Annotated in this window: 7 protein-coding genes; all 7 read left to right on the plus strand. The window is 53.4% G+C overall.

The window, feature by feature from the left end; translation table 11 throughout:
- Window positions 1-79 precede the first annotated feature (79 nt).
- The 7 genes from BM040_RS09045 to sov all read left to right on the plus strand — a co-directional run bounded on the left by BM040_RS09045 (window position 80) and on the right by sov (window position 15,857).
- The gene (locus BM040_RS09045) at window positions 80-1,315 is read left to right on the plus strand and encodes a murein hydrolase activator EnvC family protein (RefSeq protein WP_092100225.1); all 1,236 of its coding nucleotides are present in this window, start codon (window positions 80-82) and stop codon (window positions 1,313-1,315) included.
- Window positions 1,316-2,073: 758 nt separating this feature from the next.
- Entirely contained in the window at window positions 2,074-2,289 is a 216-nt protein-coding gene (locus BM040_RS09050) for a Sec-independent protein translocase subunit TatA/TatB (RefSeq protein WP_092100227.1), read from the plus strand.
- A 245-nt stretch (window positions 2,290-2,534) separates the two neighbouring features.
- Complete coding sequence (gatA, locus tag BM040_RS09055; RefSeq protein ID WP_092100228.1) at window positions 2,535-3,971, plus strand: Asp-tRNA(Asn)/Glu-tRNA(Gln) amidotransferase subunit GatA; 1,437 nt, start codon at window positions 2,535-2,537, stop codon at window positions 3,969-3,971.
- 8 nt (window positions 3,972-3,979) lie between these two features.
- Window positions 3,980-5,509: a lytic transglycosylase domain-containing protein gene (locus tag BM040_RS09060; protein ID WP_092100230.1), complete on the plus strand. Its 1,530-nt coding sequence runs from the start codon at window positions 3,980-3,982 to the stop codon at window positions 5,507-5,509.
- Between the two features lie 279 nt (window positions 5,510-5,788).
- Window positions 5,789-8,068: an NADP-dependent malic enzyme gene (locus BM040_RS09065; protein WP_175491021.1), complete on the plus strand. Its 2,280-nt coding sequence runs from the start codon at window positions 5,789-5,791 to the stop codon at window positions 8,066-8,068.
- Window positions 8,069-8,659: a Holliday junction branch migration protein RuvA gene (gene ruvA, locus BM040_RS09070; protein ID WP_092100232.1), complete on the plus strand. Its 591-nt coding sequence runs from the start codon at window positions 8,069-8,071 to the stop codon at window positions 8,657-8,659.
- Window positions 8,660-8,792: 133 nt separating this feature from the next.
- A complete protein-coding gene (gene sov, locus BM040_RS09075) occupies window positions 8,793-15,857 on the plus strand; it encodes a T9SS outer membrane translocon Sov/SprA (protein WP_245756159.1) in 7,065 nt (2,354 codons plus the stop codon).
- Window positions 15,858-15,869 lie beyond the last annotated feature (12 nt).

Raw genomic sequence — 15,869 nt, forward strand, 5'->3', positions numbered from 1 at the left:
TTTAATTTCAGGCCGGTTGGTTCTTCCGTTTTAGATTTACCATATTTGTAGGCTAAGAGTAGAAGAACGATACGTTTTGATGAAGGCCCTTTACAGATTCACCCTTTTACTGCTTCTGCTGAGCCTGCCGCTGGTGACGTACGCCCAAAAGGCGAAGTCCAAGGCACAGCTGGAGAAGGAAAAAAAGGAAAACCTCAACCGCATAAAAGAAGCAAACCGCATTCTGCAGCAAACCGCCAAGCAGAAGCAGGCTTCTATTGGCCAGCTGAACGCTATCAAGGAGAAGATTGTGGTGCAGCAGGGCGTGATAGAGAACATCTCCCGCGAGCTAAACCTGCTGGAGTCTGATGTGCAGGAAACCGAGGGCATAGTGGGCGCCCTGCAGAACGATCTGCAGAAGCTGAAGGAGGAGTATGCCACCATGGTGTACGCCGCCTCCAAAACTGCCAACAGTTACAACAAGCTCATGTTCCTGTTCGCCTCCGACTCCTTTAACCAGTTTGCAAGGCGTCTGAGCTACCTGCAGCAGTACTCTGAATCACGCAAAAAGCAGGTAGAACTGATTAGCAAGGTACAGGCGGCCCTGAACGGCCAACTGGAGGTGCTTGCCTCTAAGCGGGAGCAGAAGAAAAGCCTGCTGAGCCAGCACCTGTCTGAGAGCAAGAACCTGAAAGGCCTGCAGCAACAGCAGAATACTATGATTTCCCGCCTGAGCCAGCAGGAGAGCCAATTGAAGAAAGAGGTGGCGGAGCGCCAGCAGGCCGTTAGGAAGCTCGACAACCTGATTGCCGACATCGTGCGTGAGGAGATTGCCAGAGCCGCTCGCGCTGCCCGTGAGGCAGGCAAGGAAACCAGCGGCAGCCCTAACAAGGTTACCCTTACCCCCGAAGCAGCCCTTATCTCCTCCTCATTTGCCGGTAACCGGGGCAGGCTCGCCTGGCCTGTGGAGCGGGGATTCGTATCGCAGAAGTTTGGTCGCCATAACCACCCGGTGCTGAAAGGCGTGGTGGTAGAAAACCGGGGCGTAGACATCCAGACAGCGCAAGGCGCCACAGCCCGTGCTATTTTTGAAGGAAAGGTATTGACCGTTGCCAGCGTGCCCGGCATGAACAACATCGTGATGGTGCAGCACGGCGAGTACTTTACAGTGTACGCCAAGCTGAAGACAGTAAGCGTAAAACCAGGCCAGGATGTGAAACTGAAAGACCCAATCGGCACGGTTTACACAAACAGCGATGGCACCACCGAACTTCAGTTCCAGATTTGGAAAAACAGCTCCAACATGGACCCCGAGGGCTGGATAGCGAAGCCATAACAAAGTATAAAGTATACTATAAATGAAGAAAGCCACAGTATTACCTGTGGCTTTCTCTTTTAGTTTTGCCTCCCCCAGGCAAAACCACTGTAAAATAACTAAAGGCCGTTGTGTTTAGAGACAAACAGCTCTGTGTAAATAAATAAAAAAACACCCCACAGTGCAGGGTGCCTTTCCAAGCTATGAAAACAAACTTAATATTTATATCTATAAGCAGTTGAAGAACTGCTGAGACTTCTTGACACTAAGTTACAACCTGATCCTCAAAGATGCAACATTGTAGCTAAAACAACTTATTACTTAAGCATTTTTGTATAGCTATACAGCTATTTAAGATAAAGGTTTCAGAAAGCGTTGCTTTATTCATGAAACACACTCAAATGCAATATAGTTGCAAACAGAGAATAAAAACTTAGCAGCTTCTCTGCTAATCCAACTGCCAAGAGGGCAGCTCAGGCACCTGTGCATACACAACACCCTTGCCAAAAAAACTCAAAATTATAACACCCTAAATGTCAGAAGGTTGCAAAATATCTACAAAACAAATATTCCATTTTTGGGACACAAAGAAAGCACACTATCCCAAATATGGAAACCCGAAGAAGCTAGTTAAAGAAATAACAAGAAGTTTACGAGGTGGTTTCCGGATAATAAAGTAATTTATACTTTGCAGGTACGTTTTAAACTTATCCCACCTGATGTGGGTTTATTTAAAATATAAACCCTAATTTTGTAGCACAACTTAAATATCTAAAAATATGGGTATCACCAACATTTTGTTATTCATCGGAGGTCTGGGCGGTACAGAGGTAGTTCTTATCCTGTTTGTCATTTTATTGCTTTTTGGTGCGAAACGCATTCCTGAACTGGCAAAAGGTCTTGGCCGTGGCATTCGCGAGTTTAAAGACGCTACCAAAGAAATAAAAAGCGATATCGAGAATTCGGTTAAGGACGACAGCAGCACGACAAAATAACCCCTGCTTATAAGTTTCCCTTACTAAGGTAGTTTATACTTCCTCATGCTTCTTTTAGTTTCTGAGCAAGAGCTATTGGCAGAAGCTATGATGGCTGTGACCATTACCCCTTAGTTGTTTGGCCAGGCTCAGCAATCCCACTATAGTCCAATCCTTCCGGAAGGCTTGCTGGTATGATGGAGTAGGGCAAACGGAAAACTTGATCCAGACCAATCTATCTAAGACGATCCTAAGTCCCCTAAAGGTTGAGACAGTATAATTCGCTACGTGACATCCGCACGGACATAGGCAGCGGCCGCGTTTCGTGCAGGCAACTGGTAGAGCAGTACCTCCGCAACATAAAGGAGAAGGCCCACTTGAACGCCTTCCTGGAGGTTTTTGAAGAAGAGGCGCTGGCCCAGGCCGACGCAGTGGATAAAAAACTTGCCGATGGCACTGCCGGTAAACTGGCAGGCATGGTAGTGGGCATTAAAGACGTGCTCGCTTACAAAGGCCACAGCCTGCAAGCCTCCAGCAAGATCCTGAACGGTTTTAAGTCCCTTTACACGGCCTCCGCCGTGCAGCGGATGCTTGATGAGGACGTTATCATTATTGGCCGCCAAAACTGCGATGAGTTTGCCATGGGCGCCTCTAATGAGAACTCCGCGTTCGGGAATGTACTCAATGCAGACGACCAAAGCCGGGTGCCGGGTGGCTCCTCGGGTGGTTCTGCCGTAGCGGTACAGGCCGACCTTTGCCTTGCCTCCATCGGTTCCGATACCGGAGGCTCTGTGCGTCAGCCAGCCTCTTTCTGCGGTGTTATTGGCTTTAAGCCAACTTACTCCCGCATTTCCCGCTATGGCCTTATCGCCTATGCCTCCTCTTTCGACCAGATTGGTTTGATAACCAGGAGTGTGGAAGACGCGGCTTTGCTGCTGGAGGTGATGGCAGGCCAGGATGGCATGGACAGCACGGCCAGCCAGCGCGAGGTACCGGCTTACAGCCAGCAGCTGCAGGCGGATAAAAAGTATAAAATCGGCTACATCCGCGACTGCTTTGAGCGGGAAGGATTGGAGCCGGAAGTAAAAGACGCCATACTTGGCGTAAAAGACATGCTGCGCGAAGCAGGCCATGAAGTAGAGGGCGTGGATTTCCCATACCTGGACTTTATGGTGCCTACCTACTACATCCTTACCACCGCAGAAGCCAGTTCTAACCTGGGTCGCTACGATGGTGTAAAGTATGGCTACCGCTCAGAAAATGCGACTGACCTTACCTCGCTCTACAAAAAAACCAGGTCCGAAGGCTTTGGCCCTGAAGTACAGCGACGCATTGTGTTAGGTACTTTCGTGCTCAGCGCAGATTATTACGATGCCTATTATACCAAGGCACAGAAAGTGAGACGCCTCATTAAAGAAAAGACCGACGAGTTGCTACAGCAATATGATTTTCTTATATTGCCTACCGCTCCTACTACAGCTTTTAAAATAGGAGAAAACACAGCTAACCCGTTAGCCATGTACTTGGCTGATATCTTTACGGTCCAGGCCTCACTTGCAGGCGTTCCAGCCATTTCCATACCGGTTGGGCGCGATGCCAACGGCCTGTCCATTGGGCTACAGTTAATGGCCCGCTCATTTGAGGAAACAGCCTTGCTGGCTTTCTCAAATCAAATCTTGGACAAGATTACCGTTGAAGCATAAACCTTGACATGACTCATCGCAAATTCTTTACATTGCTTGCGGCTATGGCCGGTAGCATCTGGACTTATGGCGCCAGTGCTACCGGCCATAGCCGTTTGCCTGAAGCGCCTTTTGTTACCAGCGACTCTCTTGCTCTGGACCCAGGCTCCCCGGACACACTTCAGGCTAGAGGCATCTCATTTGCCGCCGACACCAGCATCTTCACGCTAACACCCGAGGAGCTGGCCCTGATGGTGGAGGTGGTACCCAATGAGCCGGACGACGTGATTGCTGACCGCCTGAGCTGTCTGGAGGCAGACATACCGCTGGTGTATAACAACTTTGTAAGGAATTTCATCGATTACTTCACCATCCGCAACCGGAAGTATACACGCACCATGATGTCGCGCGAGAATGTATACTTTCCGCTTTTCGAGAAATACCTCAAGAAGCATAACATGCCCGATGAGTTGAAGTACCTGGCCATTGTGGAGTCTGGCCTGAACCCGCTGGCGAAAAGCCCGGTGGGAGCTGCCGGTCTTTGGCAGTTTATGAAGCCTACCGGCCGCGAGTACGGGCTGCATCAAACGCAGTACATCGATGAGCGCCTTGACCCAGAGAAGTCCACCGAGGCGGCCATGCTCTTTCTGAAGCGCCTGCATAAGTACTACGACGGCGACTGGGAATTGGCACTGGCAGCCTACAACTGCGGCCTGGGCAACGTAAACAAAGCAATCCGCAGGGCGGGCGGCAAACGGTCCTTCTGGGATATCTTCCCCTACCTGCCCCGCGAAACCAGGGGGTATGTACCAAGTATGACGGCCGTGCGTTACGCCATGCGGTATGCCGGAGAACATAACATCTTTGCAGATTCTATACTTTACCAGCCGGAGGTGGCACACCTGGAGGTGACGCAGCAGTTGGAACTGGACAGGCTGGCAGAAGAACTGCACCTGGCGCCAGAGGAGTTAATGGCCCTGAACCCAGAGCTTACAAAAGGCGTGGTACCTGGCAACAAGTATAAACTGCGTGTTCCGTCAAGCAGAGCCGCCCTGCTGGCCTCCGCCGAGGACAAGAGCTGCATCCTGCTAGCCGCTGCCCCTGCCCCGGCTAAGCCAGCGGAGGCACATCAGGCACCGGTTATGCTGGCTTCTGCCAAAACTGAGGCGGTGGAGGTTCCTGCCGAAACCACTAAGGTAACCTATACTGTCCAGCGCGGCGATAACCTCAGCAGCATTGCCCGAAAGCACGATGTAACCATAGAGCAGCTTAAGGAGTGGAACAACCTGACGGACAGCAACATTAAGGCAGCTCAGAAACTGCAGATTGTGCAGGCATCACCAGCGGCGGCTAATACGGTGCTGGCTACCAATGCCCCCAAGAGCAGCCACAAGCCTGCTGCTGTCGACAAGAAAGAGCTTATCTACCATGTTCAGCCGGGCGATACGCTTTGGCAGATTTCGCGCAAGTATGAGGGTGTGAGCGTGGAGCAGATAAAGAAATTAAACAGGCTGAAATCAAATGATCTGAAACCTGGTCAGAAGTTGATCCTTGGCTAAAATAAGGCCTGGAACCTTATAAAGAGCACCTTCCGGCCAGAGGGTGCTCTTTATGTATACTTTAATTTATACTTTTTGTACTTTAATCTTGCCCTGAGGCGAGATAAGTTTAATTTTAAGGTATCCTGCTTACGTAAATTTGCAGCGATTATCTTTGATGGCTCAACTCGTAACCGCGCCGGACTCTTACATAAATAGTTTTTGACTATGGACTTTAATGAGAAAGCTAAAGCGGCGTTGAGCCTGCAGAGAACGAATACTACTTACAATAACACAAAAATGATCAAAGTAAAGAAAGAAGACGCTCTGAACTACCACATGGACGGAAAGCCTGGGAAGATTGAGGTGGTACCAACCAAAATGGTAAGCACGCAGCACGACTTGGCGCTGGCTTACTCCCCGGGTGTGGCGGAGCCTTGTAAAGAGATATATGCCGATAAAGACAACGTTTACAAGTATACTGCCAAGGGTAACCTGGTAGGTGTTATTTCGAATGGTACTGCGGTACTAGGCCTTGGCAACATCGGCCCTGACGCCTCCAAGCCAGTGATGGAAGGTAAAGGCGTACTTTTTAAGAAGTTCGCAGGCATCGACGTATTCGACATCGAGATAGACAGCACCGACCCCGAGGAGTTTATACGTATCGTAAAATCGCTGGAGCCTACATTTGGCGGCATTAACCTGGAGGACATTAAAGCGCCGGAGAGCTTCAAGATAGAGAACGCGCTTAAGACGCAGATGAACATCCCGCTCATGCACGACGACCAACACGGCACGGCCATTATCTCGTCGGCGGCACTGCTGAACGCGCTGGAGCTGGTGGGTAAGAAGATTGGACAGATCCAGATGGTGATTAACGGCGCTGGTGCCGCCGCCATCGCCTGCGCCAAGCTGTATGTAGCCTTGGGCGTGAAGTTGGACAACATCGTGATGTTCGATAAGGACGGCATCATACGTCCGGAGCGCAACGACCTGGACATTTACAGAGCGCAGTTCGTGACCACGCGTAAAATCACGACACTGGAGGAAGCTATGCAGGGAGCTGATGTTTTCGTGGGCCTTTCTGCCGGTAACGTGCTGCCTCCGGAGTATGTCAAGCTGATGGCGCCAAACCCTATCATTTTTGCGCTGGCGAACCCCGACCCTGAAATTCCCTACGACGTGGCGATGGCTACCCGCGAGGATCTGATCATGGCCACCGGACGCTCTGATCATCCGAACCAGGTAAACAACGTGCTGGGTTTCCCTTATATTTTCAGGGGCGCCCTGGACGTACGCGCCACGGAGATTAACGAGGCAATGAAGCTGGCCGCTGTACGTGCTTTGGCTGAGCTGGCAAAGGAACCCGTTCCGGAGCTCGTGAATAAGGCTTACGGCGATAACACCATTAACTTCGGCCGTACCTATCTTATCCCAAAACCGCTGGACCCACGCCTGATCACAGCCGTATCGCCGGCCGTGGCAAAGGCTGCTATGGAAAGCGGTGTAGCCCGACTTCCGATTACAGACTGGGAGGCTTATGAGCACGAACTGAAAGAGCGCATTGGCATCGATCAGAAACTGATGTCGCGCATCACCACGCAGGCCAAGCGCGATCCGAAAACAGTTGTATTCGCAGAGGCTGATAATTACAAGATCCTGAAGGCGGCCCAGATTGTGCAGGAGCAGCGCATCGCCACGCCTATACTTTTAGGTAACCCTGAGCGCATCAAGGCCATCATCAAGGAAAACAACATGGACTTGTATGGTGCCCTTATCATTGACCCCCTTGCCGAAACTGAGGAGGCCAGGAAAGAGGAGTACGCCCAGATCCTGTACAAGAAGCGCCAGCGCAAGGGCATCACCCTTTACGACGCACGCCGCCTGATGCGCGACCGCAACTACTTCGGAAGTATGATGCTGCATAACGGCGAGGCCGATGCGCTTATTTCGGGCCTTACCCGCGACTACTCCAAGACCATTTCGCCGGCGCTGCAGGTAATTGGCGTGGAAGAAGGTATAAACAAAGTGGCGGGCATGTACATTGTGCTGGGCCAGAAAGAGCCATACTTCTTTGCCGACACCACCGTGAACGTAAACCCGTCTGCCGACGAGCTGGTGGATATTATCGGTCTGACGGCCCGTACCGTACGCTTCTTTGACCAGGAGCCGCGTGTTGCCATGCTGTCGTTTTCAAACTTCGGCTCGGTGCGGGGCGATATTCCGGACAAAGGCGCGGAAGCAGTTCGTAAAGCCAAGCAGCGCTACCCTGACCTGCTGATTGACGGCGAAATGCAGGCGAACACGGCCTTGAACAAAAACCTGCTGCGCGAGAACTACCCTTTCAGTGAGCTGGCTGAGAAAGGTGCCAACACCCTGGTTTTCCCAACACTGACTTCGGGTAATATTGCCTATAAACTGTTGCAGGAAATCGGTGGCGTTGAGGTAATTGGCCCGGTATTGATGGGCATGCGCAAACCGGTTCACATCCTGCAGCTTGGCTCCTCTGTCCGTGATATTGTAAACATGGTAGCGATTGCTGTCGTAGATGCTCAAAACTATAATAACCAACATATATAGATGATAGCCTATATTGATGGCAAGCTGACTTATAAAGATCCAACCTACGTCATTATCGAAACTAATGGCGTAGGTTATCAGATCAAGATACCGCTAAGCACTTACTCCACATTGCCGGCCGGCGAGCGGTGCAAGCTGCATACGTACCTGCACATAAAGGAGGATGCCCATACGCTATATGGCTTTACTACTTTGGCAGAGAAGGAGGCATTTCTGCACCTGATTTCCATCTCGGGCGTGGGGCCGAATACAGGGCTCATGATTCTGTCGTCGCTGTCGGTGGAGGAGATACAGCAGGCCATCATACGCGAGGATGCGCGCACCATACAGCACGTGAAAGGAATCGGTGCAAAAACGGCGCAGCGCATCATCCTCGAGTTAAAAGATAAGATGAAAAAAGAGGTACTATTGGCAGATACTCCTGTCTCCGCGGCGGCATACAATACCAACCGGGCAGAGGCGTTATCAGCTTTAGTGACCTTGGGCTTTGCCAAGAACATTGCCGAGAAAACTTTGGACACAATCATCAAGCGCGAAGGCGGAAACCTGAGTGTGGAGGACTTGATTAAGTTCGCGTTGAAATCTTCATAAGAGAGCATATCCTACTTTGATCTGGAAAAGTAAAAAGCACAACCTGCTGCTTGCCACGGTTACTACTGTTTCTTTGCTGGCCTGGTGGGCACGGGCAGAAGGGCTTCGTGCGCCAGATCAAATAGGGCTGTCTATGCTTCAGGATTTTGCTTATTGGCAGGATACCGTCAGGCAGGACACGGCAAAGTATATTCCGAGCCGCAGGCCCACCTTCACGCCCTCCGACAGGCGGGGCAGCCCGTTTGGCACCCGTAGCAGCAGCTCTCCCCTGCTGCTTGGCCAACCCGGCAACCTGCAGCTGAACGTAGAGCTGGACGATAGCCTGCAGCAGTATAATATCACCGAGACGATTGGCGACAGTATACTTTACCGTCCGCCATCCTCTATGTCGATGCGGGAGTACTCGGAGTGGCAGCAACGCGAAGCCATCCGCAACTACTGGCGAGCCAAGTCTGCCGGACTCGATGGCGAAAGCGTGGTGAGCAGCAACCGCCTGATTCCCAAGCTATACATCAGCCCGGTGTTCGACCGCATCTTCGGTGGCAACTACGTGGATATCCAGCCAAACGGTAACGTGTCCCTGAAGTTTGGCGCGCGCTTTAACCGCAACGAGAACCCTACCATTCCGCTCAGCCAACAGCGTACCGGCGATTTTGATTTCGATCAGAACATCTCCCTGAACCTGGTGGGTAAGATTGGGGAGAAGATGCGCCTCAACTTTAACTGGGACAACAACGCCAATTTCGACTTCGAGAACAACATGAAGTTGGATTACACCGGCTACGAGGAGGAGATCATCCGGAAGGTGGAAGCCGGTAACGTAAGCCTGCCCCTCAACAACTCGTTGATTACCGGGGCACAAAACCTGTTTGGCGTAAAGGCACAGCTGCAGTTCGGCCGCCTGGGGGTGACAACCATTGCCTCCAGCGTGCGCGGCACCAACGACGAGGTAATTATTCAAAACGGGGGGCAAAACAAGCCTTTCGAAATCAGGGTGGATGCCTACGACCGCGACCGCCACTTCTACCTGTCGCAGTTCTTCAGGCAGCGCTACGACAATGCCCTGCGCAACCTGCCCCTGGTGAACTCGGGCATCGTTATCCGCCGCGTGGAGCTGTATGTGACCAACAACAACCGCTCTACCGAGAACCTGCGCAACATGGTCGCCTACATGGACCTGGGCGAGGCTGTCCCTTACCGGCAGAACCTGAGCACGGGCAGACCGGCCACCGCACCGGCCGACAACCAGGCTAACTCGCTCTACGGCCAGATTTCCCCGCCAGGAAGTGCCGCACGCAGCAACTCCCGCGTAGACTCCTACCTGCAGTCGCTGGGCCTGGAGAAAGGCACAGACTTTGAGCACGTACGCGCCCGCAGGCTGGAGCCAAATGAGTATAAGTTTAACCCGCAGCTGGGCTATATCTCCCTGAACTTCACGCTGATGCCGGATCAGGTGCTGGGCGTGGCCTTTGAGTATACCTACAACGGCAAGACCTACAAGGTCGGGGAACTGATGGACGACTACCAGAACCTCAACTCCGACCAGGTGATCCACATGAAGTTACTGCGCGCCACCAGCCCATCATTGAACTACCCCACCTGGGATTTGATGATGAAGAACGTGTACGCGCTTGACGCCAACCAGATCAACCGCGAAGACTTCAAATTACAGGTTGTCTATAAGGATGATGAGACCGGCGTAGACCTGACAAGTATAAAAGAGCCAAGCCCCATTCAGAACATTCCGCTGGTGGAGGTGCTGAACCTGGACAACGTAAACTCCAATAACGACAAGCCCAGCGACGGCAACTTCGACTTCCTGCCCGGCATCACGATAGATCCCGAGAGCGGCCGCATCTACTTTCCGCAGGTGGAGCCCTTCGGCGATTACCTGGCTAATAAGCTGCAGGGCTACCCGAATTTGATCGACCAGTACGTGTTCCAGGAGCTGTACGAGCAGACACAGACAGATGTGCAGCAGGACAACGTGAAGGCTAAGTTCTACATCAAGGGCCGCGTACGATCCACGGCAACCGATGAGATCATGCTGCCGGGCTTCCAGATAGCGGAGGGTTCGGTGGCGGTATACTCCGGAGGCACGCGCCTGCAGGAGGGAACCGATTATCAGGTATTCTACGACTTAGGTCGCATCAAAATTCTGAACCCGAGCTACCTGAACTCGGCCAACGACCTGCGCGTGACTTATGAAAAAGCGGAGCTGCTGAACATACAGCCGCGCACCATGCTGGGTGCCCGCTTCGATTACCGCCTGAATGACGACGTGAACATCGGCGCCACGGTGCTGCACCTGAACGAGCAGACTTTCATTAACCGCGTAAGTATAGGTGACGAGCCCACCAACAACACCATCTACGGCTTCGACGTGAACCTGCAGAAAGAGTCGCGGATGCTCACGCGCTTTGTGGATGCTATTCCGCTGATACAGACGAAGGCTCCTTCTATGGTTACGTTCAGCAGTGAGTTTGCGCAGCTTATTCCGGCTAAATCTAAATCAAACGCTAACGAGGACGGCGCCTCATACTTAGACGACTTTGAGGGCGCCGAGACGCCCTACAGCCTGGGCGGCTTTAACAACAGCACCTGGCGCGTGGCGGCTACCCCTGCCCCGCTTATCCCCGTTGGGGATAGCCTTTCGTTCTCCTATAACCGCGCTAGACTGGCCTGGTATACTATCGACCAGACTTACTACAGAAGTTCCGGTAACAACCTGAAACCCGACAACATTACGGACCGCGAGCTGGAGAATCACTACGTACGCCCCGTACGCCGCACGGAAGTGTTTAAAGGCCGCGATGCGGAGGTGACCACCAGCTACGAGTATACTTTTGACCTGGCCTATTACCCTCGTGAGCGCGGGCAGTATAACTACAACTATAACCTGACCTCAGAAGGCTTGCTGGCCGGTGACCCACGCAAAAACTGGGGCGGTATCAGCCGCGAGATTTCGCTCGACACAGACTTTGACAACGCCAACATCGAGTATGTGGAGTTCTGGATGATGGACCCTTTCATAGAGGGTGAGAAGGGACGCGATGGAGCCTTTGGCGGTAACATTAACGCGAAAGACCCGGGCCAGTTGGTCCTGAACCTGGGTAACGTGTCGGAGGATATCCTGAAAGATAACGAATACTCCTTTGAGAACGGGTTGCCGGTTGATGCCAGTGACGTGCAAAACCTGACAGAGACGATTTGGGGCCGCGTAACGCAGCAGCAGTTCCTGACAGATGCCTTTACAGGTATACCAGGTGGACGGCAGCGCCAGGACGTGGGTCTGGACGGGCTGAATGATGCCGATGAGGCCGACTTCTTCCGCAGTTCCTTCTTAGACCGCATTCCCGGTGCACCACCGCAGACAGTGCTGGACGACCCCTCTGCTGATAACTTCTTCCACCACCTGGACCCGGTTTACGATCAGCAGAACGCAGGCATCCTGCAGCGTTACAAGCGTTTCAACGGCATGGAGAACAACTCGCCCGAGAACAGCCGCTTTGCCAACTATGCTTTCCCTGATAAGGAGGATTTGAACGGGGACAACGTGATCTCGGATCTGGAGCAGTACTACGAGTATAAGATTAACCTGACTCCAGGACAGCTGGACGTAGGCCAGAACTACATCGTAGACAAGGTAGAGGGAGAAGGCGGGGCCATGTGGTACCAGTTCCGCGTACCGGTACGCCAACCTACAGGTTCTGTGGGCAACATCAGCGGGTTTAAGTCTATTCGCTTTATGCGCATGTACATGACTGGTTTCGCCGATCCGGTGGTGCTGCGTATGGCCCAGTTCCAGCTCGTGGCCAACCAGTGGCGTAAGTTTACCCAGCCCCTCACCGAGGGCACGCCTTGCCTTACCTGCACCGACGACGCCCGCAGCTTTACCGTTTCTACCGTGAACATCGAGGAGAACGGACCCAACAACCAGGTCTCTGAAACAAACATTCCGTACGTGGTGCCTCCGGGCATCAACCGCCTGCGCGACTACGCCTCCACCAACGACCGCCGCCAGAACGAGCAGTCGCTGCAGCTGTGCGTAGAGGACCTGCGGGACTCTTTCTCCAAAGCGGTGTTCAAGAACATGACGCTGGACCTGCTGGCCTACAAGCAGCTGAAGATGTTCATACATGCCCAGTCCAACGAGCCGGGTATACAGGATGGCGAGATGCAGGCGTTTATCCGCATCGGTACGGACTTTACGCAGAACTACTACGAGTACGTGGTTCCGCTCAAGTTTACCCCTTCCGGCAGCAACACGGCAGAAGCCATCTGGCCCACTGAAAACGAGGTAAACATTCCGCTGCAGGAATTAGTGGATGCCAAAGCCGAGCGCAACATCAACGCCCCAGGTAATATCTTTGTGCCTTACACCGTGACGACTGCCGACGGCAAGCTAATTCGCGTGGTGGGTAACCCGGACTTCAGCGAAGTGGAAGGTATCATGATTGGTATCCGCAACCCATCCGGCGTGAACGATGATGCGCGGTCGCACTCCGCCTGTATCTGGGTAAACGAGCTGCGCGTAACGGACTTTGTGAACCGCACCGGCTGGGCGGCCAATGCCCGCCTAAACGCCAAGCTGGCCGACTTTGCCAACGTGACCGCTACCGGCGCCTATACTACGGTTGGTTTCGGCAGCCTGCAGCAGCCGCTTTCCTTGCGCTCACGCGATAACATTAGCCAGTTTGATGTAAGCGCGAACATGGCGCTGGATAAATTCCTGCCCGAGCAATGGGGGGTGAAGGTACCGATGACGGTGCAGTATGGTGTTACGTCCGCTGCCCCGCAGTACGACCCGCTGGACAAAGACATGCCGCTGAGCCAATCGCTCACGAAGTTCGACAACAACGACGCCCGCGACGACTATAAGAAAGAGGTGATTACCCAGGAGACGCGCCGAAGCATAAGCTTGCTGAACGTGCGGAAAGAGCGCACCAATCCGGAGGACAAAGTGCGGGTGTACGACATCGAGAACTTCTCCTTCTCCTACGCCTACTCCGAGCGCCTGTTCACCAACATCGAGACGGACCGCGACTATACGAAGAACTACTCCGGTGGCCTGGCTTATACGTATGATAACCCTGCCAGAAGCTACCAGCCGTTTGCCAATAGCGAGAAACTCAATTCGCCATACTTGCGCCTGATCAAGGATTTTAACTTCTCGCTGCTGCCGAGCCGCTTCTCGTTCAGGGCAGATGTTAACCGCTTCTACAACGAAACATACTTGCAGCGCCCTGATCCGGAAACCCGCTTTGTGACCACGCGTGGCATTGAGCCGGTATTCCAGAAGTCGTTCTTCTTTAACCGCATCTACGACATGCGCTGGGACCTGACCAAGAGCCTGACGCTCGACTACACGGCGACCAACCGCTCTGTGGTGGATGAGCCGGACGGCCGCATCAACAGCGACATCGACTCCTTGCAGTATAAGAACAAAACAATTCGAAAGAACCTGTTGAGCGGTGGCCGTAATACCAACTTTAACCAGCTCATCGCCCTGAATTACAGGCTGCCGTTTGATAAGCTACCGCTGACGGACTGGCTCAGCGCCGATACCCGTTATGCTACCAACTACATCTGGACGGCGGGCTCCACGGCCCTGAACCAGGACACCACCTTCCGACTGGGCAACACCGCCGAGAACAACGTGGAGTTCAGTGTGAACGGCCGCGTGGACCTGGTGAAGCTTTACAACAAGGTCAGGTTCCTGAAGGCGGCTAACTCGCCTACCACCCCGGCCAAACCAGCCCAGCCAGCCGCGACTGACACGGCCGCAGCGAAGGCGCCGGCTGACCTGAAGTTCCTGAAAGGCCTGGCCAGGGTGCTGATGATGACGCGCTCGCTGAACGTGACTTACCTGGAAAACCGCGGTTCCATGCTACCGGGCTATATGCCTGAGACGGAGATCTTCGGATTTGACGACCGCTTTGAGGCGCCGGGCCTGCCATTTATACTTGGCAAGCAGTACGACCTGCACGAGCTTTACAGCCGCATGAACCGCAACGGCTGGTACACCGACAGCAGCCAGTACCTCAACACGCCATTCAGCGGCCTGCACAGCGAGACATTCACAGCGCGCGCCAACCTGGAGCCGTTCCGCAACCTTTCCATTACGGTGGACGTGCGCCGCGCCAAGTCCGAGATTGATGAAGTGTTTTACCGCAAGGAGTTTGATGATTTCGGCAACGTAAGTACGGAAGACCAGCGCCAGAACCCGTTCACCTCCGGCTCGTTCAGCACCTCTTTCATGGCCTTGGGCACGCTGTTCGAATCCACCAAAGACGGATTGTCTGATGCCTTCGAGCAATTCATCCGCAACCGCCACGTGGTGCGCGACCGGCTCACGGCTGCCAACCCCGCCGCCGGCGACTCGGGGTATAGCCTGAACTCGCAAGAGGTGCTGCTCAAGTCGTTCCTGTACGCCTACCAGGGCCGTGAGATAAACGGGTATGAGCCGGACACCAAAGGACCGTTCAGCCGCCTGCCGATCCCGAACTGGAGCATCACCTACAACGGCCTCGAGCGCCTGCCAATCTTCCAGAAATGGTTCAGCCAGATTAGCCTGCAGCATGCTTACAACTCCAGCTACAACATCACCAGCTACTCCACTTCGCTCAGCTACCTGCAGCGGCCGGAGGGCTTCCCGACGCAGCTGAACGAGTTTGGGCGCCTGGAACCCTACTACATCGTGAACCAGCTGACGGTGGTAGAGCGACTGGCGCCGCTGATGGGCATCAACTTCAGAACGAAGACAAACCTTACCGGCCGTTTAGAGTATAAATTGGAGCGCAACCTGTCGCTGAACCTGACGAACGCGCAGATAACGGAAACGAACGTGAAAGACTATGTGGTGGGCTTTGGGTATACGACCACCAGCTTTAAGATACCGTTTACGAACACCACGCTGGACAATGAGCTGACCATGCGCATGGACCTGCAGGTGCGCGATAACCAGACGGTGCAGCGCGCTATTTCTACAGACAACACCGGCGTGGAGCGCAGCCAGAACCAGATTACGAACGGTACGCGCCAGGTACAGCTACGGCCTACGGTGGATTACGTACTGAGCCAGCGCCTGAACCTGCAGTTCTACGTGCTGCGCACGGTGTCGGATCCGAAAATCTCCACCTCGTTCCGCAACAGCGTAACCGAAGGAGGGGTACAGTTGCGGGTAAGTCTGCAATAAAGTTTTTCCATA

The organism is Pontibacter chinhatensis (assembly GCF_900113285.1).
In the GTDB taxonomy this organism is placed as follows: domain Bacteria; phylum Bacteroidota; class Bacteroidia; order Cytophagales; family Hymenobacteraceae; genus Pontibacter; species Pontibacter chinhatensis.